Origin of the sequence: Microlunatus soli, assembly GCF_900105385.1 — a bacterium.
In the GTDB taxonomy this organism is placed as follows: domain Bacteria; phylum Actinomycetota; class Actinomycetes; order Propionibacteriales; family Propionibacteriaceae; genus Microlunatus; species Microlunatus soli.
Window position 1 is genome coordinate 4,398,232 of record NZ_LT629772.1, and the last position, 25,663, is coordinate 4,423,894.

Annotated in this window: 23 protein-coding genes; 18 read left to right on the forward strand and 5 right to left on the reverse strand. The window is 68.5% G+C overall.

The window, feature by feature from the left end:
• Positions 1-6 precede the first annotated feature (6 nt).
• The 6 genes from BLU38_RS20075 (at position 7) to BLU38_RS20100 (ending at position 11,557) form a co-directional block, all read left to right on the forward strand.
• On the forward strand, positions 7-411 hold the full coding sequence (locus BLU38_RS20075) for a hypothetical protein (protein WP_091527211.1): 405 nt from the start codon (positions 7-9) through the stop codon (positions 409-411).
• Positions 412-511: 100 nt separating this feature from the next.
• On the forward strand, positions 512-2,293 hold the full coding sequence (locus BLU38_RS20080; RefSeq protein WP_157683583.1) for an HSP90 family protein: 1,782 nt from the start codon (positions 512-514) through the stop codon (positions 2,291-2,293).
• A complete protein-coding gene (locus BLU38_RS20085) occupies positions 2,290-5,055 on the forward strand; it encodes a hypothetical protein (protein ID WP_091527213.1) in 2,766 nt (921 codons plus the stop codon). Before BLU38_RS20080 ends, BLU38_RS20085 begins: the two co-directional genes overlap by 4 nt.
• A gap of 148 nt (positions 5,056-5,203) precedes the next feature.
• The gene (locus BLU38_RS20090; RefSeq protein WP_091527214.1) at positions 5,204-7,183 is read left to right on the forward strand and encodes a serine/threonine-protein kinase; all 1,980 of its coding nucleotides are present in this window, start codon (positions 5,204-5,206) and stop codon (positions 7,181-7,183) included.
• Between the two features lie 205 nt (positions 7,184-7,388).
• Positions 7,389-9,578: an exo-alpha-sialidase gene (locus BLU38_RS20095; RefSeq protein ID WP_172836189.1), complete on the forward strand. Its 2,190-nt coding sequence runs from the start codon at positions 7,389-7,391 to the stop codon at positions 9,576-9,578.
• A gap of 11 nt (positions 9,579-9,589) precedes the next feature.
• Positions 9,590-11,557: a sialidase family protein gene (locus tag BLU38_RS20100; protein ID WP_091527216.1), complete on the forward strand. Its 1,968-nt coding sequence runs from the start codon at positions 9,590-9,592 to the stop codon at positions 11,555-11,557.
• A gap of 164 nt (positions 11,558-11,721) precedes the next feature.
• On the opposite strand, the gene BLU38_RS20105 is transcribed toward BLU38_RS20100, so the two are convergent.
• On the reverse strand, positions 11,722-12,102 hold the full coding sequence (locus BLU38_RS20105; protein ID WP_091527217.1) for a RidA family protein: 381 nt from the start codon (positions 12,100-12,102) through the stop codon (positions 11,722-11,724).
• Complete coding sequence (locus tag BLU38_RS20110) at positions 12,099-14,663, reverse strand: glycoside hydrolase family 2 protein (protein ID WP_091527218.1); 2,565 nt, start codon at positions 14,661-14,663, stop codon at positions 12,099-12,101. The genes BLU38_RS20105 and BLU38_RS20110 overlap by 4 nt, the downstream gene beginning before the upstream one ends.
• Positions 14,664-14,829: 166 nt before the next feature.
• On the opposite strand from BLU38_RS20110, the gene BLU38_RS20115 reads away from it, so the two are divergent.
• From BLU38_RS20115 to BLU38_RS20155, 9 genes are all read left to right on the forward strand, one after another.
• Entirely contained in the window at positions 14,830-15,327 is a 498-nt protein-coding gene (locus BLU38_RS20115; protein ID WP_091532823.1) for an Asp23/Gls24 family envelope stress response protein, read from the forward strand.
• Positions 15,328-15,367: 40 nt separating this feature from the next.
• Positions 15,368-15,547, forward strand: coding sequence for a DUF2273 domain-containing protein (locus tag BLU38_RS20120; protein ID WP_091527219.1), 180 nt, complete (start codon positions 15,368-15,370; stop codon positions 15,545-15,547).
• Positions 15,544-16,023 (forward strand): Asp23/Gls24 family envelope stress response protein, encoded by a 480-nt coding sequence (locus tag BLU38_RS20125; protein ID WP_091527220.1) that lies wholly within the window; start codon positions 15,544-15,546, stop codon positions 16,021-16,023. Before BLU38_RS20120 ends, BLU38_RS20125 begins: the two co-directional genes overlap by 4 nt.
• A complete protein-coding gene (locus BLU38_RS20130) occupies positions 16,020-16,586 on the forward strand; it encodes a DUF6286 domain-containing protein (RefSeq protein ID WP_091527221.1) in 567 nt (188 codons plus the stop codon). The genes BLU38_RS20125 and BLU38_RS20130 overlap by 4 nt, the downstream gene beginning before the upstream one ends.
• 88 nt (positions 16,587-16,674) lie before the next feature.
• Complete coding sequence (locus BLU38_RS20135) at positions 16,675-17,316, forward strand: Asp23/Gls24 family envelope stress response protein (protein WP_091527222.1); 642 nt, start codon at positions 16,675-16,677, stop codon at positions 17,314-17,316.
• Positions 17,309-17,899: an RNA polymerase sigma factor gene (locus tag BLU38_RS20140; RefSeq protein WP_091527223.1), complete on the forward strand. Its 591-nt coding sequence runs from the start codon at positions 17,309-17,311 to the stop codon at positions 17,897-17,899. The genes BLU38_RS20135 and BLU38_RS20140 overlap by 8 nt, the downstream gene beginning before the upstream one ends.
• Positions 17,890-18,510: a hypothetical protein gene (locus BLU38_RS20145; protein WP_091527224.1), complete on the forward strand. Its 621-nt coding sequence runs from the start codon at positions 17,890-17,892 to the stop codon at positions 18,508-18,510. The genes BLU38_RS20140 and BLU38_RS20145 overlap by 10 nt, the downstream gene beginning before the upstream one ends.
• Complete coding sequence (locus tag BLU38_RS20150; protein ID WP_091527225.1) at positions 18,500-18,892, forward strand: hypothetical protein; 393 nt, start codon at positions 18,500-18,502, stop codon at positions 18,890-18,892. Before BLU38_RS20145 ends, BLU38_RS20150 begins: the two co-directional genes overlap by 11 nt.
• Positions 18,893-18,932: 40 nt before the next feature.
• Positions 18,933-20,072: an acyl-CoA dehydrogenase family protein gene (locus BLU38_RS20155; protein WP_091532825.1), complete on the forward strand. Its 1,140-nt coding sequence runs from the start codon at positions 18,933-18,935 to the stop codon at positions 20,070-20,072.
• A gap of 40 nt (positions 20,073-20,112) precedes the next feature.
• On the opposite strand, the gene BLU38_RS20160 is transcribed toward BLU38_RS20155, so the two are convergent.
• Positions 20,113-20,778 (reverse strand): helix-turn-helix domain-containing protein, encoded by a 666-nt coding sequence (locus BLU38_RS20160; protein WP_231919948.1) that lies wholly within the window; start codon positions 20,776-20,778, stop codon positions 20,113-20,115.
• A 94-nt stretch (positions 20,779-20,872) separates the two neighbouring features.
• Between BLU38_RS20160 and BLU38_RS20165 the strand changes: the two genes are divergently transcribed.
• The 3 genes from BLU38_RS20165 to BLU38_RS20175 all read left to right on the forward strand — a co-directional run bounded on the left by BLU38_RS20165 (position 20,873) and on the right by BLU38_RS20175 (position 23,002).
• A complete protein-coding gene (locus BLU38_RS20165) occupies positions 20,873-21,355 on the forward strand; it encodes a DoxX family membrane protein (protein WP_091527226.1) in 483 nt (160 codons plus the stop codon).
• The gene (folE, locus tag BLU38_RS20170; protein WP_091527227.1) at positions 21,352-21,969 is read left to right on the forward strand and encodes a GTP cyclohydrolase I; all 618 of its coding nucleotides are present in this window, start codon (positions 21,352-21,354) and stop codon (positions 21,967-21,969) included. The genes BLU38_RS20165 and folE overlap by 4 nt, the downstream gene beginning before the upstream one ends.
• 184 nt (positions 21,970-22,153) lie before the next feature.
• Positions 22,154-23,002 carry a sugar phosphate isomerase/epimerase family protein gene (locus BLU38_RS20175; protein ID WP_091527228.1) on the forward strand — a complete coding sequence of 283 codons (849 nt, stop codon included), beginning with the start codon at positions 22,154-22,156 and terminating at the stop codon, positions 23,000-23,002.
• Between the two features lie 6 nt (positions 23,003-23,008).
• Here BLU38_RS20175 and BLU38_RS20180 read toward each other — a convergent pair whose 3' ends face one another.
• Together BLU38_RS20180 and BLU38_RS20185 are read right to left on the reverse strand one after the other, a co-directional pair.
• A complete protein-coding gene (locus BLU38_RS20180; protein WP_091527229.1) occupies positions 23,009-23,623 on the reverse strand; it encodes a hypothetical protein in 615 nt (204 codons plus the stop codon).
• A 349-nt stretch (positions 23,624-23,972) separates the two neighbouring features.
• Complete coding sequence (locus BLU38_RS20185; protein WP_157683585.1) at positions 23,973-25,616, reverse strand: 13E12 repeat family protein; 1,644 nt, start codon at positions 25,614-25,616, stop codon at positions 23,973-23,975.
• Between the last annotated feature and the right edge of the window lie 47 nt (positions 25,617-25,663).

Sequence of the window (25,663 nt, forward strand, 5' to 3'; positions counted from 1 at the left end):
GGGCCGATGGCTGATCTGAAGGAGGACGTGTCGGCTCTGCTGCCGCTGGTGGTGACCGGGGTGGCGACGAACTGCTTCATGATCAACATGTACGGCGAGGGCTGGGCGCTTGCGGTCAACTGTGCCTGGGCGCTGGCTCGGCACGGCAGGGTGCTGGCGACCTGGGAGTCCGACGATGATCTGATGCTGGCGGTGGTCGAGGGGCAGCGCGGGCGTTCGGTTGTGGCGATGGAGATCGACGAAGGCGTCTTTGACCCGATCTTCCACTTCGACGACGGGACCGTACTGACGGTCGAGGCTGACACCGAGATCGACCCATGGACGTTCCGTGCCAAAGATCTGCCGGTTGTCCTGGTCGGTGTCGGCCCGCTTAGCTATCAGGACTGGTTGGACGCGCAGGGCCAGCGATGACGCCGATCGCTGGTGGTTGTGGATGCGGCGGACCACGAGACCTCGCGGTCTGCGAGGATCGACACCACGACCGTGCACCCAGAACATCGACGGAGCGTTTGTGGCACAGAATTTCCATGTCGACCTCGGCGGCATCGTCGACCTGCTCGGCCGACACCTCTACTCGACGCCGCGGGTCTATCTGCGTGAGCTCGTACAGAATGCGGTCGATGCGCTGACTGCCCGTAGTACCGACGAGATGGCGGTCACCGTCACGCCGTGCGATGTCGCGGCCGACGGACGACTCCAGGTCAGTGACACCGGGATCGGCCTGACCCGCGACGACATCGACCGGGTGCTGTCCACCATCGGCGGATCGAGCAAACGCGACGAGCTCGGGTTCTCTCGGGAGGGCTTCCTCGGCCGGTTCGGGATCGGGCTGCTGTCCTGCTTCCTGGTCACCGACGAGGTCGAGATCATCACCCGCGCCGACGGTAGCGAACAGACGTTGCGATGGCTCGGACGAGCAGACGGCACCTTCGACGTCACCGATGCCGACGAGCGTCGTGAGCAGCCGGGCACCGACGTCCGGCTGGCCCCACGACCGGGGCAGGCCGAGCTGCTGAGCGCCGACCTGGTCGGTCACCTGTTGCGCCACTATGCAGCCCATCTGCCACATCGGATCCGGCTCCGGACCGCCGACGACCTGATCGACGTGGCCGACCGCCGATTCTGCTGGGACGATCCGGCGACCACGGGCGCCGACCGCCGGGCGGCCGCGATCGAGTTGTGCCGCGAGGAGCTCGGGTTCACCCCGATCGACCTGATCCCGCTGTCCGACCCCGGGACCGGAACTCGCGGTTACGCCTTCGTGCCACCGACACCGTCCGGCCGCAGCACCCATCGGGTCTACGCGCACAACATGCTGGTCACCGAGAACGAGCCGAATCTGCTGCCGGAGTGGGCGTTCTTCGTACGGGCTGTGGTCAACACCGACCACCTCAAGCTCACCGCGTCACGGGAGAGTCTGCAGGACGATGATGATCTTGCCGAGGCGCGCGACCGGCTCGGTGATCAGCTGCGCAGCTGGCTGCTGCGGACCGCGCAGACCCACCCAGGCCGGATGCAGGAGCTGCTCGCCGTCCATCACCTCGGGATGCGGGCGATGGCGGTCCAGGACGAGGCGATGCTGGATCTGGTCGCGCGATTCCTGCCGTTCGAGAGCACCGTCGGCACCGCCAGTCTGGACGACCTGCTGGCCGATCACCCGACCTTGCACTACTGCGACAACGACGGTGACTACCGCCAGGTCAGCCAGATCGCCGGCGCTCAGCGCCTGGCGGTGATCAACGCCGGCCACGCCTACGACGTGGAGATCCTGCAACGCCTGCAGTCCGCTCGCGCCGAGAGCCGGACGGCCCGACTCGACCCGCAGGACCTGATCGGGTACCTGGCCGAGCCGGCGCCGGCCGACCGTGAGCTGTTCGGCACGGTGCTCGACCAGGCCGGTGCGATGCTGGCCAGGACCGACGTCCGGACCGAGCTGCGCAGCTTCCGACCGGAGACCGTCGCGGTGTTGCTGCTGGCCAGTCGCAAGGATGCGGTCCGGGCGGTCGAAGATGATCTTGCCGAGCAGGCCGACGGTGCCTGGGCGGCGGTGTTGTCCGGCCTGCAGCGCGACCTGCCCAACCATCCACGCTTCGTGATCAACACCGACCATCCTGATCTGCGGCGACTCGCCGGCAGCAGCGACACCGAGCTGATCACGTTGGCGCTGCGCGCGTTGTACGCCCACGCGCTGGCGTCCGGCCGACACCGGCTGACGCCGTTCGACGCGACCGTGTTGCAGCAGGCCCTGCCCGATCTGTTGCGGACGACACTCGATCTCCAGGAGTTGCGATGATCACCCCCGAGCTCAAGGATGCCCTGGCAGCGACCAGGCAGGCGCCCCGCGGTGCGGACCAGGTCCGGGCCGCCGAGCGGGCCGTGTTGCTGGCCGACGAGATCGGTGAACCGGACGGCATCCTGCAAGCCCGGATCTCGCTGGTATCCAGCCGGAACGGTGTCCCGGAGGATCCGGGCGACCTGGCGATGATCGGTTGGCTGCTGACCCAGCTGGACACCGACGTACCCGATCAGCACGATCGCGGACGCATCCTCTGGTTCGGCAAATGGGCGATGGAGCGGGTGATCAACATCCCCGAGATCTCCTTGCAGACAGCACAGCAGATGCTCGACGACGTCGCACGCCGGGTGCAGGCCGAGGGCTTCAGCGAACGGCCAGTCGCCCAACAGCGGACCCGGCTCGCGCTGCAGGCCGGAACCGAAGCGGAGATCGACCACTGGCTGGGCCGATGGCGTTCGGCGCCCCGTGATGATCTTGCCGACTGCTTCGCCTGCGAGGCGAGCCTGTTCGGTGAGATCGAAGCAGGCCGCGATGATCATGAGCAGGCGTTGATCAGCTGGCAGCCGGTGATCGTCGGTGAGACCAGCTGCGCCGAGCAGCCACACGTGGTGCTCGGTGACGCGGTCGACTCGCTGCTCCGCACCGGCCGGATCGACGATGCGGTCGCCGCCCACCAACGGGGCTGGCGGTTGACCAAGGCCGACCCGGTGTTTGCGGTGCCGATGGCCCGGCAGCTGATGTTCGACGTCCGAGCCGGCTACACCGCCGAAGCGGTCACTCGGCTGCTGCCGCGGCTGGACTGGCGTGATCAACTTCCGCTCGCCTCCGAGCAGATGTACTTCAGCGGCATCGCCGCCGCCGTTCTCGATGCCGGCCGGCGGATCGGTGCGACGCCGGACATGATCGGTGACGAACCGGTGGACACGGTGATCGACAGCTGCCGACGGACGGCGGATCGGATCGCCGGCCAGTTCGACAGCCGCAACGCGACCACGGTCATCTCCCGACAGTTGGCCGCGGCGACAAACCCGACGCCGTACCAGGTGCCGATCGTCATCCCCGGCCTGGTCGCCGACTCCGCACCCGATGACACCGAAGACACCGACGCGCCCACCGACCCGATCGACCTGGCCCGCCGGCTGCGGGCCCGGCTCGACGACGGCATCGCCGGCACCGACCTCGTCGACCGCTGGCAGCGCCTGCGCCGACAACCGGGCGACGATCAGGCGTCGGAGCAGACCTGGAGTGCCCGGGCCTACCTGGACCGTCAGCTGGCCCAGCACCGGGCCGACGCGGATCCCGAGACGGCCGGCCGGCTGTTCACCGAGGCCCGCAATGCGGCCGAACGCGCCGGTGACAAGGCCGAGCTGTTCCTGATCGAGGTGGCGTCCCTCGGTCTGACCGACACACCCGATCCGGACCGGATCGCCGCCGCGCACCGCGGCGTGGACGAGATGGTCGCCGCCGGCAGACCGGACGCTGCGGCCAAGGCATTGCTGCCACTGTCCGGTGCCGCCGCTTCCGCCGACCGGGCCGGACTGCTGACCCGGGCCGCCGAGTTGTTCGACGTCGCCGACGATCACGGCTGGGCGCTGCTCAGCAGGGTGCATGCCGTGCAGGCCGCCGAGCTGGATCCCGACGAAGCCGCCGAACGGCTCGGCCGGATCCAGGACGACGCCACCGCCGCCGGCCAGCACTATGCGGTCGTCCAGGCGATGTCGGCGCGTGCCGCGCTGGCCGCCGGCACCGGCGACCCGGAGACGGCGGCGGCGGACTACCGGGCGGCCGCCGACCACGCCCGGACCCATCAGGTCGGCTTCAGTCTCGGCTCTGGCTACGGGCTGACCACCGTGCTGCTGGACCTGCAGGACTGGGCCGGGGCCCGCGAGGTGGCACAGGACCTGATCTCCCGGGCGACCCGTGAAGCCGACGACCGGGTCCGCAGCTACGCGACCTGGCTGCTCGCGATCGCCGAACAGCAGCTCGGCAACCCGACCAGCGCCGCCGAGCTGATCGAATCGATACTGCCCGCCTTCCGGCGACTGGACGGCGCACCGCTCGGCCAGGCGCTGTGGCTGCTGGGGCAAGCCCTGTCCGAGCTCGGCGAGCCCGGTGCCGAGGCCGCCTACGTCGAGGCAGCCGACTTCGCCGACGCGGCCGACGCACCGGCGGCAGCGCTGCAGGCCCGCTACCACGCCGGCCGGGTGGCCTGGCAACACGACGCGTACGAGCGGGCTGCGCCGCTGCTGGACGCGGTGATCGCCGCGGCCCCCGAGCTCGGTGAACTCGATCTGCTGATCGGGGCGACCAGGATCAGGGCCAACGTGCTCGCCGATCGGTCCGTCGAGGAGGCCGTACGGACGCTGCAGGCCCTCCCCGATCGGATCGCCGAGCTGGCGGCGGACAGCGGCCGGCTGGAGGACCTCGACCTGACTCTGCTGACCGTCGACGTCGAGCGACATTCCGCCGAGCTGTACGCCCTGGAGGGGGAGTGGCAGTCCGCGTTCGATCATCTGGACCGGGCGGAGCAGCAGCTCGGTGACCGGTTCGAGGCACTGGTCGAGGTGCGGGCCGATCGGGGCCGCTACCTGGCCGACGCCGGACGGGTCGACGAGGCCACAGCCCTGCTGGAACAGGTGTTGCCGCAGCTCGACCCCGATCGGCGCTACCCGGCGACCGCGGCGCTCTGCAACGCACTCGCCCGCGCGGGCCGCGAGGAGGAGGCGCAGGCGACCTGGACCCGGCATCTCGGCGAGTGACCGGTTTCTCGGCGGGTCCGGGAGACCGACGAGTCGGGAAACGGCCCCGGTCGATGGCATGATGCGTGCTGGTAATCGTCGGGGTTGCCCATCGTCGGGGATGGTCATCGGCCCCGACGTTCGTCAGTCGAGGAATGGGCCGGGGTAGATGGAGTACAGCGAGGCTCTCGGGGCTTCGTATCGTCTCGGCGAGCCGATCGGGAGTGGCGCCGCCGGTCAGGTCTGGCGGGCGGTCGACGTCCGCAGCGGCGAGACGGTAGCGGCCAAGATCCTGCGCCCCGAACACCTCGCAGACCCGACCCTGGTCGAGCGATTCGTCCGCGAACGCTCGATCCTGACCGGCCTGCAGCATCCCAACATCGTCACCGTCCGCGACCTGGTGGTCGAAGGCGACCGGCTAGCGATCGTGATGGACTACGTCGCCGGCGGATCGCTGCGCGACGTGTTGGCCACCTACCGCAACCTGCCGCCTCAGGTGGCCACCGGGCTGGCCGCCGAGGTGCTGGAGGGGATCGCCGCCGCCCACCGCCGGGACGTGTCACACCGCGACATCAAGCCCGACAACGTGCTGCTGATGGAGGACTGGCTGACCGGCCGCTCCGACGGCGCGAAGGTGACGGACTTCGGCATCGCCCGGATCGTCACCGAACGGCCGCGGACCTCCACCGGGCTGCTCGGCACCCCGGAGTACATGTCGCCGGAACTGATCAGCAGCGGCGTCGCCGGACCGGAGGCCGACGTGTACGGCGCCGGCGTGCTGCTCTACGAGATGCTGGCCGGACGCACCCCGTTCGCCGGCCCCGGGACCGACTTCACCGTGGCCTACCGGCACGTCTCCAGCCAGGTGCCGTCGCTGGACGTGCCGACCGACCTCGGCGCCTTGCTGCACCGGATGCTGGCCAAGGATCCGCGGGCACGACCGACGGCCGCCGACGCCGCTGTCGCGCTGCATCGACTGAGTGCGGCGCTGACCGATGTGCCGGAGCTGCCGCTGCAGACCGGTCCGGAGGAATTCACCCAGACCGAGCGGCCGGCGACCGCGATCCGGGGGATCGACGAATCGCAGACCGAGTCCGCCGGTGCCGGCGGTGAAGCGCCGGGACCGGGCACGACCAGCCTGCCGGACCTGGGCGCCCCGGTCGGTGCGACCATGCACCGGCCGATGCCGCGCCGCCCGGCACCGGTCGCCGAGGTGGCCGAGGAGAGCATCGAGGAACCGGCTCCCCGGGTCTGGTGGAAACGGCCCTGGGTGATCGCTGCTGGGGTCGGGGCACTGATCCTGATCATCGTGCTGACGGTGGTGCTGATCAAGGTGCTGCCGCGACCGAAACCGCCGCCGGAGCAGAAGTCGGCGCCGCCGGTGATCCAGGCGACGCAACAGGACCAGGCGACCCCCACCGGACTGGGGATCAGCCGCAAGGCCGAATACGACCCGTCGTCGGCGACGATCAAGCTGACGATCACCTACACCGCCCAGAAGGCTCCGCTGTCCGGGCCGTTCTTCGAGGTGATTCCCGGGCTGCCCAAACAGAGCGGGTGCCCGACCGTGTCCTGGACCGACGGCGCGCAGAAGGAGAACCTGCCCAGCGTCACCGGCATCACCCAGCGCTGCGGCTGGAGCATCGACGGCGTCGACGTCGAGAAGCAGAACAGCCAGGAAGTGTCGGTGGACGTCCATCAGAAGATCACCGACCAGTCCCAGCTGCAGGACTGGCTGGACGCCGCCGGCCAGGCGACCACCGATGCGATGAGTGACTCCGATGTCTCCGGGACCGCCTATCCGGTGCAACGGTTGCAGGACATCCAGGTCAACACCCCGTCCCGGATCGTCAGCCAGCGAACGTTGCCGATCACCCTGGTGCCGGTCTGGCCTAGTGGCGAGGATGCGGTCAATCCGCTCTACAAGAGTCCGGCGGTCGGGCAGCCGTCAGAGATGTTGACCGCCGTCGCCGGCGGCGAGGACGGCGTCCGCTTCAGTGACGGCTGCTCCGGCGCACTGACCGTGTCCTCCGACGGGTTGACCGTGACCGCGTTGTCCCAGGCGCCCGAATGCACCGTCAACGCCCAGGTCGGCAACTTCACCGACCTGACCAGCTCGCCGTTCGCCGTCGTCACCCGCGGCGGCTGAACGCAGCCCTCACCCGACGCAGCACCGGACGCAGCGACCCCGCACGCCTTGACAGATCGGCCGGGGCCGAGTTCACTACCGCCGAGCGATAGTGTGAAACATCGTTCCACGTAGATCACCTGGAGGCGCAGTGCGGCGCAGCGGGAAAGACCTCAGGACACGGATCCACTACCTCGGCCTCGGGGCAGCGGCCGGAATGTTGATCATGGCCGGCCTGGTGGGCTCGACGGCCCAAGGGCAGGGATCGCTTCCCCTTCAGGGATCCGGCTTCGTTGCCGGCGACGGTGCGGACCCGGACAGCATCACGTCGGGTGCCGGCTCACACTGGAACGTCCTCAACTGGGGGCCCGGAGCCCCGGCTGCGGTGCCGGCGTCGTACTCGATCAACAAGGTCGACGGCACCGGGCGGACAACGCGCAAGATCCTGGTCTCCACCCAGTCCAACCCCGACGTCGCCTCGGCCGCATCCGAGGTCAACCTGTCCACCTCCGAGGACAGCGGTCTGACCTTCCTGCACACCGAGCGCGATCAGCCGGCCACGGCGCTGAACATGACCCGGATGCCGGACGGGTCGCTGCTGCAGATCGACTTCATCCCGGAGTGGAACGCCGAGCACACCGGTGTCGATCTGCTGGTCCGCACCTCCACCGACGACGGTGAACACTGGAAGCTGCAGCGGGCCCCGGTCGCGATGCCCGAAGATCATCAACTCGGCCCGACCCCGAACGGTCTGCGGGTGCACCGCCGGGTGCTGGTGCTGCCCGGCGGTACGTTGATCGTCCCCGCGTACGGCACCTTCGTCGGAGAACGGACGTCCAGTTCGTTCGTCCTGCAGAGCTCCGATGGCGGTGAGACGTGGTCGCTGCGCTCGGTGATCCCGACCGCCGATCTCGGCGGGTCCAACGAGGTCGGCTGGACGTTCACCGCCGACAACCGGCTGCTCGCAGTGCTGCGCGGCACGGTCGGCGGTTCGCCGGAGCTGTTCCGGTCCGTCTCCGAGGACAACGGGCGGACCTGGACCACGGCGCGCAAGCTGATCGGACCGGACGGCGCAGTGCTGCACGGCATCTATCCCGATCTCGTGTTGCAACCCAACGGCACCCTGCTGCTGGCCACCGGGCGTCCCGACGTCCGGGTGCTGACCAGCAATGACGGCACCGGCGAGCACTGGGACAGCGCCCGGACGATCTTCGCCAACTATCCGTCGACGGGCAACAACGGCCGCTACGACGGAACCAGCGGCAACACGTCGATGGAGAATGTCGGCGCCGGCCGATCGATCATCTTCTACGACCAGTGCCACGTCTGGGGCTGCGGCGCCTACGACGAACAGTTCGGTGTCAGCGCCTCCTACGTCGCAGCGGTGACACCCGGCGTCGGACTGATCGACGTCGCCAGCAAGCTGATCGACAAGTCCGCGTCGGTCTCCGGGTCCTTCGCCGCACCCGACCGCCGCTTCCCCGAGCAGCGCCCGGCCGCGGCCTTCGACGGCAGCTCCGCGGTCGGCTCGGAGGCCGTGCTGGTGCCCCGCGGGTCCCGGCCGGGAACGATGGTGCTGAAGCTGGACCGAAGCTACCCGATCAACCGGATCGGCCTGATGCTCGGCCACGGCGATGCCGAGAGCGCCGACGTCGCGGTCTCCGCCGACGGGTCGAACTGGAAAACGGTGAACCGGGTGAGAGATCGCCAGGACCGGGCGATGCGCTACACCGACGTCACCGCCTCCGACGTCGGCTACCTCAAGATCACCGGCGCCAAGGACCGGCCGACCAAGATCACCGAACTGCAGCTGTACGCAGCCGGCATCGACACCTTCGAGAACGAGCTGCCGTTCGCCGTACCGCGAGGCTGGACCGACGCCGAGCACGCCTGGGTCACCGACGTCGCAGCCGACCCCGCCTACAGCGAATTCGGCGGTGATCACAGCCGGACAGCCCTGCGGCTGTGGGACAAGTGGACCGACGACAACGCTCGGATCACCCGTCCGTCGCCGGCCACCGACCATCAACGGGCCAGCATGAGTCTCGGCCAGACCGACACCCGAGCACCGCTGACCATCGGAGTCCGCGGCACGGCAGGCGGCAAACCGGTGACCGCCTGGAACTTCCGCCTCAAGGCCGGGACCGGGTCGGCACCGCAACAGCTGGAGGTCAACAACGGCACCGGTTGGGTCGGGCTGGGTGCGCTGGACGAAGCGATCCCGCTGCGGACCTATCGACCGGTCAGCATCGACGCGACCACCGACCGTGCAACGATCACGATCGGTTCGCAGACCTTCGAGACGACAACGACGATGAACGCCGCCGACCAGCTCGCCGGGCTCACCTTCAGCACCGACGAACCGGCCGGCTACGGCGGGATCTACTACCTGGACAACCTGTCGATCACCGGCTGAGAGAGGCCACCATGCGGCGACGTACCTTGATCACCTTCGCACCCGCCGTCGGACTGCTGCCGCTGGCGCTGACGGCGACACCGGCAACGGCCGAGCCGGGCCGGCCACGGACGACAACGGGGGACACCATCCGCACCTTCGACGACGAACCCGTCGGCGCCGCACCCGCCGACGCCACCGTCCGGGGCGACGTCACGGTCGCCGAGGCGCCGTTCGGGGCAACGGGGAACCGGGCGGTCCGGCTGCGGGGCAGCGCGGCGGCCGACAGTGCGGTGATCTTCGAGCATCCGGCCGCACCGGCCCGCCGATTCGCTGTTGATCTTGCTCCGCATCAGGTGCAGCCGTTCCGGATCGCGATCCACGGCAGCACCGCCGATGGTCAGGACGCGGTCGGCTATCGACTGACCGTCGGCCCGCTCTACAACTACGGACGCAGTGCCACCGCCCAGGTCAGCATCAGCGGCCCGGAGGGCACTCGGCAGCTCGGAGCGATTCCTGACCTGACCGACCAGGACCAACCGACCCGGATAGAGCTGACGGCGACGGCACAGGCGATCGTGCTGACCGTCGGCGAGTTCGTCTTCCGCAGCACCGACCGGATCGAGACGATCGATTCGATCACCGGCATCGAGTTCTTGGCAGCTGCGACCGGCACCGACCTCTATCTCGACGATCTGGCCAGCACCGACCGGGTCTCGTCCGAGGCGACCGACAACGCCGTGGCGGCAACGGACGTGATCACCTCGCTGACCACCGGCGCACCACCGTCGGCGACTCCGGCCGCCCGGATCCGGCAGCCCGGTGTCACTGCCGAAGACGTGACCGCCCGGGTCCACGTCGGCGGCCGCTGGCGCGACGCCGTGATCAGCGGGCGGCCCGGCCGACTGACCGTATCCGCGGCGCTGCAGGAGACCGACATCGGACTGCAGCCGGTGACGGTGACGATCACCGAGCGGGCGACCGGACTGTCGCGGTCGGCGCAGGCACGGACCCAGTCCTACCCGCCGATCCCGACCGCGGTCGTCGCCCAGGAGAGCGACCCGGCGCGGCAGGCCCGCTTCCCCGATGCGGTGCGGCTGGCCGACGGCAAGATCATCGCGGTCTACCACTCCGCCACCGGCCACACCCAGGCCAACGGCGTGATCCGGCTGGTCAGCTCGACCGACGAGGGCAGGACCTGGACCGAACCGAAGACGGTGGTCGCCGGCAGTTACGACAACCGCGATCCCAAGATCACCCAACTGCGGGACGGCACGCTGCTGCTGTCGATCTTCCGGACCGACTGGTCGACCGGTGGCGCCAACGTGGGGACCTTCGTGCTGCGCTCGACCGACGGGGGAGTGACCTTCCCGACCGAGGCGAAGATCGAATCCAGCAAGCCGGGGACCTACGAACACGGGCCGGCGGTCGAGTTGGCCGACGGCGACATCCTGCAGCCGCTCTACGGATCGGGTGCCCGGATTGCGCGCAGCTCCGACGGCGGGCGCACCTTCGCCGCGGCCGACGAGGTCACCGCGATCGCCGACACGGCGGCCAACTACAACCGGGAACCCAACCTGGTGCTGCTGCCCACCGGCGAGTTGATCATGGTGATCCGGACCTACTACGCCGCCGTCGGCGCGGAACGGATGTCCCGGATCGTCCGGTCGACCGACGGTGGCCGGACCTGGTCGGCGCCCGAGGTGACCGATCTGCCGACCTCGTCGCACCATTTGTTGCCGACCGAGGACGGGTCGGTGCTGATCACCTTCGGCAACATCCTGCAGGCCCAGCGGCCGACCTATGCGGCGTTGATCACCGATCCGTCCGGGCCATGGACCGGCTACCGGCAGATCGGCGTGTTCAACGCCGGCCCGACCGAGGATCAGGCCAACCCGAGCAGCGTCTCGTTGGCCGACGGGTCGTACCTGTCCTTCGGTCAGCGGGTCACGGACCGCAGCATCGTCTGCTGGCGGACCCGAACCCGGGATTACAGCTGAGCCTGAATCCACCGATGTGCGGCTACTGCGCGACCCCACACGGGCACATCGCCTGCGTTGCCGACGCTTAACGGTCAACCAGACCGCCCGCGCGCCGGCGCCTTGGCGATGCACCCGTGTGGTGCCGCTCGCTACGCCGCACGTCGGTGGATTCAGGCTGAGGGTCAGGAACCGAGGTAAGCGATCGCCTCGAGCTCGACCCGGACGTCGGGGTTGCCGAAGCCGGTGACGATCGTCGTACGCGCCGGCGGCACATTGCCCAGCCGGGCGGCGTACAGGTCGTTGAAGGTGCCGAAGGACGCGGCGTTGGAGAGGAACGCGTTGATCTTGATGACCTGGTCGATGCTGCCACCGGCGGCCTCGACGACGGCGAGCACGTTGTCGATGGCACCGTTCACCTCGGCGGCGAAATCACCGATCAGGATCGAGCCGTCGTCGTTGGTCGCGACCTGACCGGAGACGTACAGGAAGTCGCCGGCCTTGATGCCCGGGCTCAGCGGGACGGCGGGGGCAGGGCTGCCTTGCGGCTGAATGGGTTCGATCATGGTGTCACCGTACCGGTGACGATCTCGTTCACCGAGCGCAGGACCGGCACTGCGGTCAGCGCGGCCCGGTCCAGTTCGCCGGCTCCGCTGACGGTGAACGTGTGGGATTGGCCTGCTCGCAGGGTGATCAGGCAGCTGTCCACCCGGGCGGCCGGGTCCAGCCGGTCCGGGAACAGGGCCAGATCCTTCACCAACGCGGTGGCCGTGACCGTCACCCGGTAGCCGCCGTCGGAGGCCTCGACCGAGCTGCTGTAGGCGTCCGTCGGTGCGGTCAGGGGCAGCGCCGGATCCTCGGCGAAATACCAGTAGGCATGCCCTTCGACAGGCTCAGCGGCCTCGGTGCTCGGCTCGGGGGTCTCGGTGCGGACCTCGATGAACTCGGCTGCCGGATCGCCGGCGGTGACGATGTCGGTGTCCAGGGCGATCGTCAGAGCGGCCCGCGGGCCGACGTGGAAGTCGACGGTCTGCTCAGCCAACACAGCGCTGCCGACGCCGATCGATCGGCGGGTGATGATCAGCGTTCCGGTCCAGGCCTCGCCGCTGTCGTTGTGGGCAATCACGGTCGGCTGTTGATCACCGTGGTCGTCGCTGCGCGGTTGGACGGTGAGCAGCCGGTCGGCGTAGACACTCTTCAGCGCATGCCACAGCGGTTTGCGGATCCCGGCGTAGTCGACGGCCGCCCAGCTGATCACCGGCCAGTTGTCGTTCAGCTGCCAGACACAGGTGCCGCTGTTCACCGGAGCCAGGCTGCGGAAGTGCTCGATGCCGAAACGAACAGCCCGGGCCTGGTTCAGCTGGGTCAGCCAGTGCCAGTCGTCGATCGCGATCTCCGGCTCGGTGCGCCAGTGCGGAAGATGATCACCCAGGCCGCGTTCCAGCTTGAGGTTGCCGTCGCCGGCCTTCTGATGTACCAGCATCTGCGGCCCGTACGGGTCCAGCGGTTGATCATGGACCACCGAGGTCAGGGTCGACCAGGCCGGCGGGCCCTGGAACCCGAACTCCGAGGCGTATCGCGGCTGGTAGTCGGCGTAGTGGGTGTAGTCGACCTGGTTCCAGACGTCCCAGATGTGCATCGAGCCGTGCCGCTGATCGTTGGGATGGAGGTAGTCGTCGAAGGAGTACGGGCTGCCGGCGGAGTAGGGCGTCCGTGGATCGAGCTCGGCGACCAGCTTCGGCAACAGCTCGCGGTAGTAACCGTTGCCCCAGGTCCGGCCGGCCAGCTGCGGCCGCCAGCCCCAGTCGACGTAGCCCCAGATGTTCTCGTTGTTGCCGTTCCAGATCGCCAGGCTGGGATGGGCCGACAGTCGGGTGATCGCCTGTCGGGCCTCGGCCTCCACCTCGGTGCGCAGCGGTTCGTCCTCGCTGTAGGCCGCGCAGGCGAACGGAAAGTCCTGCCAGACCAGGATGCCGAGCTCGTCACAGACGGTGTAGAAATACTGGCTCTCGAAGATCCCGCCGCCCCAGACCCGCAGCAGATTGGCGCCGGAGTCGTAGCCGTCCATGATCGCCGACCGGTAGCGGTCGGCGTTCAGCCGGGTCAGGAAGGCATCGTCGGGGATCCAGTTGTAGCCCCTGATGTAGACCGGTTGATCATTGACCATGATCACGAAGTCGGTGCCGACGGCGTCCGGTTCGGTCCGTAGGGTGATCGTCCGGAAGCCGACCCGGCCGTCCCAGCGGTCGGCCACGTCGCCGGCCAGCTGGAGCCGGATCGCGGTCGGGTAGAGCGCCTGGTCGCCGTGGCCGCGCGGCCACCACAGGTCGGCGTCGGGCACTTCGACCCGTAGTGTCGCGTGCCCGGCGCGGTGGGCCACAGGCGCCTCGATCAACTGGCCGGCGACCTCGACGGCAAGGGTGACCGGCTGATCGATGAACTCCGCACCGGACCATTCAAGATCAACTTCGGCCTGCAGGACGCCGGTCGAGCCCTCCGCCGTGGCCAGCGGGCGGACCGCCGCCAGTCGGACGGAGCTCCAGGATTCGATCTTGATCGGCTTCCAGATGCCGGCACCGGCGAGATCGGGACCCCAGTCCCAGCCGAAGCTGCTGGCCATCTTGCGGACGGCGTTGTACGGATGGGGATACGCGACCGGCAACGCGCCGAGATCCTGCTCGGCCGCCTCGGCCGCGATCGACGGGGCAGCGAAGGTGATCACCAGTTCATTGGGTCCCGGCCGCAACGCGGCGCCGACATCGAATCGGTAGCTGCGGTGCTGGTTCGCGGTGCTGCCCAGTTCGGTGCCGTTCAGGGTCACCGTCGCGAAGGTGTCCAGCCCTTCGGCCACCAGATCGTGCCGGTCCTCCGACCCGGGCTGCCAGTCGAATTCCAACCGGTAGACCCAGTCGGTCCGGCCGATCCACTGCAGACGCGCCTCGTTGGCACCGTCGAACGGCTCCGGGATCGCCTCGGCGGCCAACAGATCGGTGTGCACCTCGCCGGGAACGGTCGCGGCGAAGGTCCGCTTCGCCAGCTCGGACCACTCGCCGGGGACATCGCCGGCAGCGGTCAAGGTCCAGTTCACACCGGCCGCGCTGTCGGAGGTGAGAGAGAGCGTTCGCATGAGCGGTGACTTTACCGGTTAAGCCACCGGCTCGGTGAGTGGTCGTCGGGTCATCTGGGGACCGGTGGTGCGGCAGCCCGGTGAACCGACCCGAACCGGATCCGTGACGATCGGTGACCGACGGTGTCCTGACCTGCAGAACACTCCATGTGCGAAGGGAACAGAGATGACCGACTCCACTGCCAGCAGCTTGCCGAAGACGTCCGACGAGGCGCGCCGTGAGGCGCCCGCAACCACCGAACCGGAGCGCAAGCAGCTGGATGCGCTGCACACCGAGCGTGGCGACACCACGATCGCCGACACCGTGGTGCAGAAGTTGGCCGGGATCGCGGCCCGTGAGGTGCCCGGCGTCTTCGCGATGGGCAACCCCGTCCGGCGCGCCTTCAACGCACTCACCGAACGGATCCCCGGGTCCCAGACCAACGTTGCCGGCGGTGTGACGGTGGAGAAGGGCGAGCGCCAGACGGCCGTCGATGTCAGCGTGATCTTGGAATACGGCGCCTCCGTCGTCGACGTCAGTCAGGGGATCCGGACCAACATCATCGACTCCGTCGAGCGGGCCACCGGGCTGGAGGTCATCGAGGTCAATGTGAACGTCACCGACGTCCATCTGCCCGAGGACGACGACGCCCCGGCAGCCGAGCAGTCCAGCGAACTGGCCTGACGATGACCGGTCGACCTACGTCTGAGATGGGAAGTTGATCATGTCCGGGACTCATTGGGGCCTGCTGGTCGGATTGGTGCTCGGCGTCGTCGCCGCCTTCGGCGGATTCGGCGCGTTCCTGTTGGTCGCTGTGCTGGCAGCCGTCGGTCTGGTGATCGGGCGGATCCTGGACGGCCGGCTGGACCTTCAGGCAGTGCTCGGACGGACGGGGCGGCGATGACAACGACGGTTCCGGCCGTCCAGCCGGGTGACCGTCGATTCGCCGATCCGCAGTCGCCGCGGCACGGACGCCTGGAACGACGGCCCGCCGCGCAGCGCGGTCGGGTCGTGGTCGCCAATCGGGTGATCGAGAAGATCGCCTCGCAGACGGCGGCCGAGATCGCCGGCACGGCCGGCCGAGGCGGTGGGTTCCTCGGGATCGGGGCACATGCCGATGCCTCGGCCCGGCCGAAGGTGACCGCCGAGGTCGCGGGTCGGACGGCGACGTTGCGGGTCGAACTCGGGGTCGGGTTTCCGGCGCCGATCGCCGCGTTGGCGCTGCGCGTCCAACAGGAACTGACCCGTAACGTCGAACGACTCTCCGGAGTCACCGTGACCCGGGTCGATGTCGATGTGGTCGCGTTGGTCGTCGACGGTACCGCCGCGGCGTCGTCCGGCCGGACGGCCGCCGGCCGGGGCGGCAGGGTGCTGGCATGAGCGGGCGCACCGAACTGCCGCAACGGCATCGGCCCAGCCGGGTGGTACCCGCAACGATCACGGCGTTGGTGCTGTTGGCGATCGGCGTCGCAGCCCTGGTCGCGGCCGGATACCGGCTGGCCACCGGGAGTCCGGACCGGACGACCGCCGTCGTACTGTCCTGGCTGTCCGGACTGCGGTGGAACGATGCGGTGCTGCTGACGGCCGCCGTCGTTGCGGTCGTGGTCGGTCTGATCTTGATCATCGCGGCGCTACGGCCCGGTCGACCCGACGTGTTGCAACTGAGCGCCGACCGGATCGGAGCAGGATCGGTTCGTCGACTCGACGGGGTCGTGCCGCGTCGCGCCCTCGCGCGTCTGATCAATGCCCGGGTCGGCTCGGTGGACGGTGTGGACCGGGTGCAGACCTCGGTCGACGGCCGTCGCATCGTGATCCAGGCCCGGACGGCGACCCGCTACACCGAGGACGTCCGGCAGCAGATCGCTGCTGCGGTCGAGCATCTGCTGGCCGAGACCGCCTTGGAGAAATCACCGCGACCCCGCGTCGTAGTACGACAGGTGTGAAGGTGCAGTGCTGTGATCGAGCACCGCACCCCGTGGAGTTCCGACCCGGATCGGCCGATCGGGACCCACGAAGCAAACGGATGGAGAAATGATGCGACGACGGTCGACAGGTTCGACCAACCGGTTCTGGTTGGTGGTGGTCGGGTTGCTGCTGGTGCTTGCCGGAGCAATCGCGATCTGCCTGGGGCTCGGGCTGGGCGACAGAATCGCGCGAGCTGCCGGGATCACCGTGAGCCCGCCCGGTCCGGGGAGCACGGTGTTCGGTTCCGGCCGACTCCGGTCGATGTTCACCGAACCGGTCCCGACGGTCCTGATCGGTGTCGGCGGACTGCTGGTGGCCGCGATGGCGCTGGGCTGGCTGATCTTCCAGCTGCCCCGCCGCGATCCGGCGCCGCTGTTCGGGTTGCACGACGACGCCCGCCGAGGCTTGATCAACTGCGACAGCAAGGTGATCGCCGCCGCGCTGGCCGACAGGGTCGAGCAACTGCCGGGGATCCAGGGCGCCGACATCGCCGTACGCGGCACCGCGCGGCATCCCCAGGTCACCGCCGAGCTGCGGATCGACGACCGAGCGACGCCGGCCGAGGTGACCCGGCAGGCGGTCGAGCGGATCTCCGCCGACCTGTCCAGCAGTCTGGACGCCGAGCTCGACCGGGTCGCCGTCCGGGTCACGGTCGGTGGTTCGCCGACCTCGTCCGGGCACGCCGTGCTCGCCGGGTCCGATGGGTGAGTCGCCGAGCCGGCGGCCCGATCTGGACGATGTCACGCTGGTCGCGCGGGCCCAGGACGGCGACGTGATCGCCTTCGAACGGCTCGTCGATCGCTATCAGGGGCCGCTGTTCCGGTTGGCGTTGCGGATGTTGCGCGATCGTGGTGCGGCCGAGGACGTGGTCCAGGACGCATTGGTGACCGTCTGGCGTCAGGTCGCCGGGTTGTCCGACCCAGCGGCGTTTCCGCGGTGGGTCTACCAGATCACCACCCGGACCACCCTGAACCGATTGCGTGCCCGCGACCGGCGGCCCACCGATCCGGCAGATCCTGAGTTGCTGGATCAGGACCAACACAACCGTGGCCACGGTGCGGATCTGCGGGACCCGGCGACCCTGACCGAGGAACGCGCGACCGCGACAGCACTGAGGGCACAGATCGAGCAGCTGCCCGAGGACCTGCGGTTGTGCTGGACCCTGTACGCCGATCACGGGCGCAGCTACGAAGAGATCGCCGACATCGTCGGCGTCACGCACGGCACGGTGCGTGGACGGATCGCGCGAGCGCGTCAGAAGCTTGCCGAGGGGATGACACCATGGCGGTAGCCGACGACCTGCCGCAGCTGGACTGCGGCCGTACCATCGAGGAGGTCTGGGCCGGCCTGGGTCGGCCGCCGGACCAGCACGAACGAAGCTGTGAGCATTGCCGGCAGGCGCGAACCGATCTGCAACGGCTGCAGGATGCCGTCAACTCCGAGCACCGGTTGTCCGACGACACCGACGAGCCGAGCGGTCGGGTCAAGACCGCGATCATGGACATCGCGCGGCAGGAGATCCGGCAGGGGCGCCGAATCCCCCTCGAGCAGCAGGTCCAGCCCGAGCAGCAGATCCAGCCCGAGGATCCCGAACTGGCGATCACCGAGCGCGCGGTGACCGAGGTTGTACTGGCGGCCGCCGACGATGTCGATGCGGTGCGTGCTCGGCGGGTCCGGGTGACGCCGATCACCCAGAACGGCCCTGCGACCCTCGACACCGGATCATCCGAACCGCCGGCGGCGCGGATCGCACTCAGCGTGACCGTCAGCGTCCGGGCCGATTCGGCGATCCTGGACGTGATCGAGATCCTCCGGGATCGGATCGCCGGGCGGGTCACCGGCCGGACCGGCCTCGAGCTGGATCGCGTCGACATCAGTGTGGAGGACGTCCATGACGACTGATCCGAGGGACCCGCAGCTGGCGGCCCGGTTGGAGAGTCTGATCCTCGCCGTCGACGGCGTCGACCGGCTGCAACCGACGCTGCGGCGAGCCGTCGCGTCGATCACCGCCGACGCCGTTCGACGCGCCACACCCGCGGTCGCTCGGCTGGTCCGCCCGGGGATTCCGGGGCTCGATATCCGGCCACGCCGCGACGGATCCGTCGACGTGAGCGTCGATCTGACCACCAACCACGACGGGTCCGCACTCGCCGTCGGCAGGGCAGTACGCCGAGCGGTCCGCGACGCGCTGCGGCAGTCCGGTCTGGAGCCCGGCGTGGTCGCCGTCACGGTGCTGGAGGTGGTTGCGGACCGGCCGTCCGATTCGGGGGTTACTCGCGAGTAGCAAGCTGGTCTACTCTGAACGGGTGAGCGACTTCTCCGAGATGTACCGGCCCAATGACGAGCACGATGCCTTCCGCGCCGCCGTTCGCGAGGTGTGCGAGGCCAAGGTGGCGCCGCGTGCTGCCGAGGCCGACGAGCTGGCGGAGTTCCCGAAGGCGTCCTACGAGGCGTTGCGGGCCGCCGACTTCCATGCACCGCATGTGCCGGAGGCGTACGACGGGGTCGGGGCCGACGCGTTGGCGACGGTGATCGTGATCGAGGAGATCGCCAGGGTCTGTGCGTCGAGCTCGCTGATCCCGGCGGTCAACAAACTGGCCAGCCTGTGCTGGATCAACCAGGGCAGCGAGGAGATCCGGCAGGCCTACCTGCCCAAGCTGGCCAGCGGGGAGTCGATGGCGTCGTACTGTCTGTCCGAGCCCGAGGCGGGGTCGGATGTGGCGAGCATGACGACCAAGGCGGTGGCCGACGGCGACGACTTCGTGATCAACGGCGTCAAGCGCTGGATCAGTAACGCCGGTGTCTCCGACTTCTACACCGTCTTCGCCGTCACCGATCCCGATGCGCGGACCAAGGGGATCAGCGCCTTCGTGGTGGAGAAGGCCGACGCCGGGGTGTCGTTCGGCGCGCCGGAGAAGAAGCTCGGCATCAAGGGCTCGCCGACCTGCGAGGTCTACTTCGACAACGTCAGGATCCCCGCGTCGCGGATGATCGGTGCGCCGGGCACCGGCTTCGTGACGGCGATGAAGACCCTTGATCACACCCGGATCACCATCGCCGCGCAGGCGCTGGGGATCGCCCAGGGAGCGCTGGACTACGCGAAGGGCTACGTCAAGGAGCGCAAGCAGTTCGGCCAGCCGATCGCCGACTTCCAAGGCTTGCAGTTCATGATCGCCGACATGGGGATGAAGCTGGAGGCCGCCCGTCAGCTCACCTACGCTGCGGCCGCGAAGTCGCAACGCAACGACGCCGATCTGACCTACTTCGGCGCTGCCGCCAAGTGCTTCGCCTCCGACGTCGCGATGGAGATCACCACCGACGCGGTGCAGCTGCTCGGCGGCTACGGCTACACCAAGGACTACCCGCTGGAACGGATGATGCGGGACGCCAAGATCACCCAGATCTACGAGGGCACCAACCAGGTCCAGCGGATCGTGATGGCCCGCCAGTTGCTGAAGAACTGAACTCCCCGGCCGGCGGAGCCAAGGCTCGGGGCCGGCGTGATCAATGGTCTGCCGGGTGGATGACCACGCAGCACCGCCCGGGGCGCGGGTGCAGATCGGCGCGCCGAGGATCCTCGTCGCGTCCGGCGAGGCAGCCGCGCAGCAGCGCGTGGTTGAGCTGGCAGACCAACTCGGTCTGCTGCTGGGCCAACTGGTGGAACGGGCAGTTCCGCAGGTCGATGTCGCCGTCGGTGCCGACGACCGGTTCGTAGCCCCGTACGCGCAGGCTTGTCAGCAGGTCGGTGCCCTCGGCACCCGCGGCGCGGCCCTCTTCGGCAGCGGCTTCCATCAACGCGGAGGTGACCTCGCCGGTCCGGTCCTGGGCGACCGCGGCGGCGAGGAGCTGGGCGAGCAGCCCGTAGGTCCGCGGCGGCACCGTGACCGCGACCTCGTCCTGGGTCCGTTCGTAGTGTTTGGCCGGACGGCCGGCGCCGGGTCCGCCCCGACCGGCGGGTCGGGCATAGCTGGTGGCCAGCAGCCCGGCATCGGCGAGCCGGTCCAGATGGTAGGCGGCCAGGGTGCGGCTGATGCCGACCGACGCGGCCGCCTCTTCTCGGCGGACGGGTGTGTCGTGTGCGGCCACATACTCGTAGAGCCGGCGCCGAACCGGGTCGCTGAGCGCGTTCAGCCCCGCCCAGTCATCGCCCGCGGTCCCATCGTCGGCCACGGCCCGAACTCTATCACCAACGCCTGTTGACAAACCTCGAAGGGTGGAGCGAAACTCTAAATAACATTGGCGTTGTTGTTAGAAGGAGCTCGAGATGACTTCGGCATCTGTTCACCCGCCGGTCGATGCCGGCCTGCATACGGGGTTGTGGGGGAGGCTGCGTCAGGAACCGGCCTTCGGGGCGTTCTGGATCCTTCGGGTCGGGTTCGCCGCACTCCCGTTCCTGATGGGGCTGGACAAGTTCTTCAACCTGTTGACCGACTGGCCGGCCTACTTCGCTCCGTGGATCGTCGGAGTGCTCCCGTTCTCCGCCCAGATCGCGATGCACGTCGTCGGCGGGATCGAGATGTTCGCCGGTGTGATGGTCGCCATCAAGCCGCGGTACGCCGCCTACGTCGTCGCGCTGTGGCTGGCCGGCATCATCGTGAACTACCTGACGTTCCCGGGCTACTTCGATGTCGCGCTGCGTGATGTCGGGCTGATGGTCGCCGCGCTGGCGCTCGGCCAACTGGCGCGCAGCTACGACAGACCGTTGCGTCGGTCCGGTCGATCGGGCACCTCTGTCGGGGCCCGATGAGCGCCGGGACCGATGAGCAACCGGCGCCGGCACTGCATGTGGCAGAGCCGGCCGACCGGCTGGACCTGCCCGGCGCCGAGGACGCCGCGGCCGATTTCCTCCGGGCGCTGGGGCTGTCGCTGGATTCGGAGAGTCTGCGGGCGACACCGGGCAGGATGGCGCGGGCGTGGGCGGAGATGCTGACGCCACGGCCGTTCGACCTGACCACCTTTCCTAACGACGAGGGGTACGACGAGTTGGTGCTGGCTCGCGACATCCCGCTGCGATCGGTCTGCGAACACCACCTGCTGCCGTTCGTCGGCCGCGCGTGCGTGGCTTATCTTCCCGGCGAGCGGATCCTCGGACTGTCCAAGCTGGCGCGGGTGGTGGAGCACTTCGGTTGCCGACCGCAGACCCAGGAACGCCTGACCAAGCAGGTCGCCGACTGGTTGCAGGAACAACTCCGCCCCCGGGCGGTCGGTGTGGTGATGTCGGCCGAACACTCCTGCATGACGCTGCGCGGAGTGCAGGCGATCGGCGCTCAGACCGTCACCTCCACCCTGCTCGGACGACTGCGCACCGACCCGCGCTCCCGGCAGGAGTTCCTGTCGCTGTCCGGCGTGATGGCGGCGTAGCAGGCGGTGCTCGACGACTCCTACCGCGCGAAGAACGTCGCAGCACTGGGCCCGACCCGGCCCATTTCCCGGGGGGACGGGGCCACTGCTGCTGCACAATGAACGCCGCCAGGCATTCGGAGATCCGAGAGAACACGACCACCGGGCGTGCGTCGTCGACCGACCGCCGTGCCACACTGGCGCCGTGCAGAGCTGGGAGCCGTTGTGTTCCACCGGTGCGTTCTTCCCGCGGTCCGGATCATCGTCGGCAGACCTGGTGGCCGACGGGATGCGCGCGCTGCCCGGGACGAGCTTCGAGGTGATGTTCTACAACGGCTGGTCCGAACGCGCCGACGAGGTACTCCGGACCTTGATCGCGACCGGGGCACGGATGCCGGTCCTTCATGCGGCGAAGTCGATCGGCCCGGCGTTGGTCACCGAGTCGGCCGACGAACGGTGGCGGGCGTCCGAGCTGTTCGACCTGAACTGTCGCTTCGCGCACGCGATCGGCGCCGAGTTGGTGGTGCTGCATCTGTGGGGACTGCCCGATTCGGACGCCCGGATCGATCAGCAACTTGCCGTGCTGCCCCGACTGGCCGACATCGCAGATGATCATGGCGTGCAGCTCTCGATCGAGACGCTGCTCTGCCGCGAGCAGACACCGGTGGACGTTGTCGCCCGATGCGTCGCTGCCGACCCACGGGTCGGAATCACTGCTGACACGGCGTTCCTGGCGATGCATGATCAACTCGAGCAGGTGGTCGCCGATCAGCGACTCTGGACGACCGGCGGCGTGGATCACGTCCACCTCAAGGATCTCGTCGATCCCCATCTGCCGTGGGGACAGGGCCAGCAGTATCTGCATCCCGATGAGGGCAAGCTCGATCTGCAGGGATTCCTTGCCGGGTTGCGGTCTCGCGGCTACGCAGGCCGGGTGACGCTCGAAGCGCAGGCCCTGCGTCCGGACGACTCGCCGGATGTCGACCGGATCAGGTCCAGTCTCGCCTGGATCTCTCGCGCGATGTCCGGGGACGACGACTGCATCGGGACATGATGCGCCTCACGACGAGACGCGTCCGTCATCGGTTGAGGAAGTTTGGTGTATCGACAGACCACTTGCGGGCCGAGACTGCGCCAGGTCCGTCACCGAGGGCGGCACTGTTCCAGACGCGACGAGCAGATCCTGCTGCGCGTCGTAGCCGAATCCGAAGTTGGACTTCTCACCGGTAGCCGCAGCCCGGTCGCCGGCTGCACCGACTGCACTCCGCAGCGAGTAGAGAGACTCCACGGTGAACCGACTTGCCTCAAAATGCACCGTGAACGCTCCGACGATCATGTCAGAGGGCACTCGGGCGCCAGCAGGGACGCGGACGAGCATCGAATCCACACCCGTTCGCGCCGAGCCGACAGCGTCGACCGACTCGGCAACATCCGCGATGGCGTGGAGGGCGGCCTCCTCTGCGTCGGAGGAGTAGTAGGTATCCGACCCGTATTCGCCGGGTGGCGCAGACTTGCCCTGGGGGACTGCCGCAAGTTTGTCCGCGGCGTCACCGCTGGGCGCATCGGTCGGGCCGGCGACTGCATAGGGAACGGCAGCCAATGCCAGCACGGCCGCGATCGCGACTCCTCGGAGACCTAGGTGCTTCCGGCTTCTGCGACGGAATAGGAAGATCATGTTCGGTTCTCTTCTCTCATGCCCCTCTGCTGGAATGGCTCGCCATCAAAGCCATCCACATCCAGTTCCTGGAGTGACTGTATTGCGATCCAGTGACTGTGCAGGCTATCGGCCGAATCTGTCCAGCTGCTGTGGCGCCCCGGTGTGCAGTCGATGAGAATTCCCCGACCCGCAGCACTCGCTGGGAAGCCAATCCATCCCCAAGCTCACACGACGACTTTCACGCCCGGCTCGCTCCTCCGGGTCGGAAATCGACCCCAGGTCGAGCCGGTCGTCATTCTGATCGCCGGCTCAATCGACCGGCGGCCGGCGGGCGCGCTGAAGGCGCGTGTGCGTACTGCTGTAGCAATCAGTCGGCGGTCTGTGATGGGGGCGCGGCGGCATGCCAGATCGTTTGGGCGAATGATCCACGACCGAGGTCGTAGGTACCGGTGTGGTTGACGAGGAAGACTCTGCCGTGCGGCGCCCGAAACACGAATGTTCCGGGCGTTGGTTGTCGGCGTCGCCACAGTCCGTGGGTGATCACGTTGTGTTCCCGTCGTCCGGCCGGGCCGAGTTTGGATTCTGCTGTCTGGGCAGGGATCCCTGGTGTGAAGGGGATGCTGTGATCAAGATCAACACGGCGTCCGACGGAGCCGGAGAACGGGAAGACGCTGCCGGGATACTTCAGATACATCCGCTCGCGCATGGCCTTGGGGATCTCGTGCGAGTCGACCGGCGCCAGATCGGCCGCGAGGTCGATCACGGGCTTGACCGTGACGTCGCAACACCGCAGCCAGTCGGCGACAAGGCTGGACACCATCGGGCCGACGTCTTCGACCCGCGCGACGCCGAGACCGTTCTCCAACGTCTCCCGTGCGATGTGCACGTACAGCGTCGCCTTCGGCCGGAGCTTCACCGGGTCGATCTGACCGATCGCCTTGATCGCCAACTCGGCAAGACGACGATCCTGATCAATGCGCGGGAATCTGGACGGGCCGACCGGAACCTCATCGCCGGTGTCGTCGAAGTCGTCGGGCTCCGGCTCCGGCTCGTCCTGGGCGACATCGGTCCCGGCGCCAGCGGCGGTCGACGGCTTCGGCAGCAGTGAGTCGTCGTCGGTATCGAGGTCGGGATCGAACAGGGTTGGTGCGGTGTCCTCGGCGAGCAGCCGGAGATGTTCCAACGGGCGGGTCATGATGTCGAGGGCCTCGGCATGCCGCTCGCCCTTGGAACCGGTATGCCCGCGCCGGGCAAGGATGTCGGCGACCCGGTCGGCCTGCGCATACAGCCGGATCGCTACCGGTGCAGGAAGTCGTCCGTAGAGAGTCTTGATGCCGTGATCGTTGCTCTGCCCGAGGTAGAGGCCGATCTCCTTCTTGGCTTCTTCGGCGAGACGCTTGTAATTGTCGGCGTCGACCTCGATGATCTTGGCCTCGAGATGCTTCATCCACCGGCCGAAGGACCAGCGTCCGATCAGGTCAGCGATCGACGCGTCCACCGCGAGCGCCTGTTCGGGAGTCAGATGGCGGGTCTGCCGGGCGACGGTCTGACAGTCGCGGCCGTCGACCTCGTAACGGGTCAGCCGTGCCCAGAGGCGGGGAAGTCTGTAGCGCAGGTCCAGGCCGTCGGCGATCATCAGCTCACCACTGCCGGTCGACTTGCCCACGGAGGCGGCGAACTCGGTGACGGCGAACCGTGCGATCTCCGGAGTGCCGTCGCCACCGGGCCGGATCGGGCGATCACCACCGGGAACCCCAAGCTGATAGGGATCGATGCTGTCGGCGGGGCAGCGGTCGGCCCAGATCGCGGCCAAGATCAGATTGCTGTTGATCCCGGCGCGCTCCAACCAACGGAACGAATTCACTTGATCCAGCAGCTCGGCGTCACCCAACGTCGACGGGTCGAGCCCGTCCGACGTCAGGCTGTGCCGCATCAGCCCGCTGCCATCGATCATGTCTACGACCCTAGACGTGACCTCTGACAATCCTGCTTGCCCGAAAAGCCCTTCCACAGTTGGTGATCCGAGACTCAGGAGGCCGGCCGTCCAGCGACCGACCA

What these genes read in the sequence shown, in the direction of transcription:
- BLU38_RS20165 (WP_091527226.1), top strand. Translation starts at nt 20,873, where the DNA reads ATGACTTCGGCATCTGTTCACCCGCCGGTCGATGCCGGCCTGCATACG.
- BLU38_RS20135 (WP_091527222.1), top strand. Translation starts at nt 16,675, where the DNA reads ATGATGCGACGACGGTCGACAGGTTCGACCAACCGGTTCTGGTTGGTG.
- BLU38_RS20105 (WP_091527217.1), bottom strand. Translation starts at nt 12,102, where the DNA reads ATGATCGAACCCATTCAGCCGCAAGGCAGCCCTGCCCCCGCCGTCCCG.
- BLU38_RS20090 (WP_091527214.1), top strand. Translation starts at nt 5,204, where the DNA reads ATGGAGTACAGCGAGGCTCTCGGGGCTTCGTATCGTCTCGGCGAGCCG.
- BLU38_RS20150 (WP_091527225.1), top strand. Translation starts at nt 18,500, where the DNA reads ATGACGACTGATCCGAGGGACCCGCAGCTGGCGGCCCGGTTGGAGAGT.
- BLU38_RS20125 (WP_091527220.1), top strand. Translation starts at nt 15,544, where the DNA reads ATGACAACGACGGTTCCGGCCGTCCAGCCGGGTGACCGTCGATTCGCC.
- BLU38_RS20155 (WP_091532825.1), top strand. Translation starts at nt 18,933, where the DNA reads ATGTACCGGCCCAATGACGAGCACGATGCCTTCCGCGCCGCCGTTCGC.
- BLU38_RS20120 (WP_091527219.1), top strand. Translation starts at nt 15,368, where the DNA reads ATGTCCGGGACTCATTGGGGCCTGCTGGTCGGATTGGTGCTCGGCGTC.
- BLU38_RS20100 (WP_091527216.1), top strand. Translation starts at nt 9,590, where the DNA reads ATGCGGCGACGTACCTTGATCACCTTCGCACCCGCCGTCGGACTGCTG.
- BLU38_RS20085 (WP_091527213.1), top strand. Translation starts at nt 2,290, where the DNA reads ATGATCACCCCCGAGCTCAAGGATGCCCTGGCAGCGACCAGGCAGGCG.
- BLU38_RS20095 (WP_172836189.1), top strand. Translation starts at nt 7,389, where the DNA reads ATGGCCGGCCTGGTGGGCTCGACGGCCCAAGGGCAGGGATCGCTTCCC.
- BLU38_RS20130 (WP_091527221.1), top strand. Translation starts at nt 16,020, where the DNA reads ATGAGCGGGCGCACCGAACTGCCGCAACGGCATCGGCCCAGCCGGGTG.
- BLU38_RS20075 (WP_091527211.1), top strand. Translation starts at nt 7, where the DNA reads ATGGCTGATCTGAAGGAGGACGTGTCGGCTCTGCTGCCGCTGGTGGTG.
- BLU38_RS20115 (WP_091532823.1), top strand. Translation starts at nt 14,830, where the DNA reads ATGACCGACTCCACTGCCAGCAGCTTGCCGAAGACGTCCGACGAGGCG.
- BLU38_RS20145 (WP_091527224.1), top strand. Translation starts at nt 17,890, where the DNA reads ATGGCGGTAGCCGACGACCTGCCGCAGCTGGACTGCGGCCGTACCATC.
- BLU38_RS20180 (WP_091527229.1), bottom strand. Translation starts at nt 23,623, where the DNA reads ATGATCTTCCTATTCCGTCGCAGAAGCCGGAAGCACCTAGGTCTCCGA.
- folE (WP_091527227.1), top strand. Translation starts at nt 21,352, where the DNA reads ATGAGCGCCGGGACCGATGAGCAACCGGCGCCGGCACTGCATGTGGCA.
- BLU38_RS20110 (WP_091527218.1), bottom strand. Translation starts at nt 14,663, where the DNA reads ATGCGAACGCTCTCTCTCACCTCCGACAGCGCGGCCGGTGTGAACTGG.
- BLU38_RS20140 (WP_091527223.1), top strand. Translation starts at nt 17,309, where the DNA reads ATGGGTGAGTCGCCGAGCCGGCGGCCCGATCTGGACGATGTCACGCTG.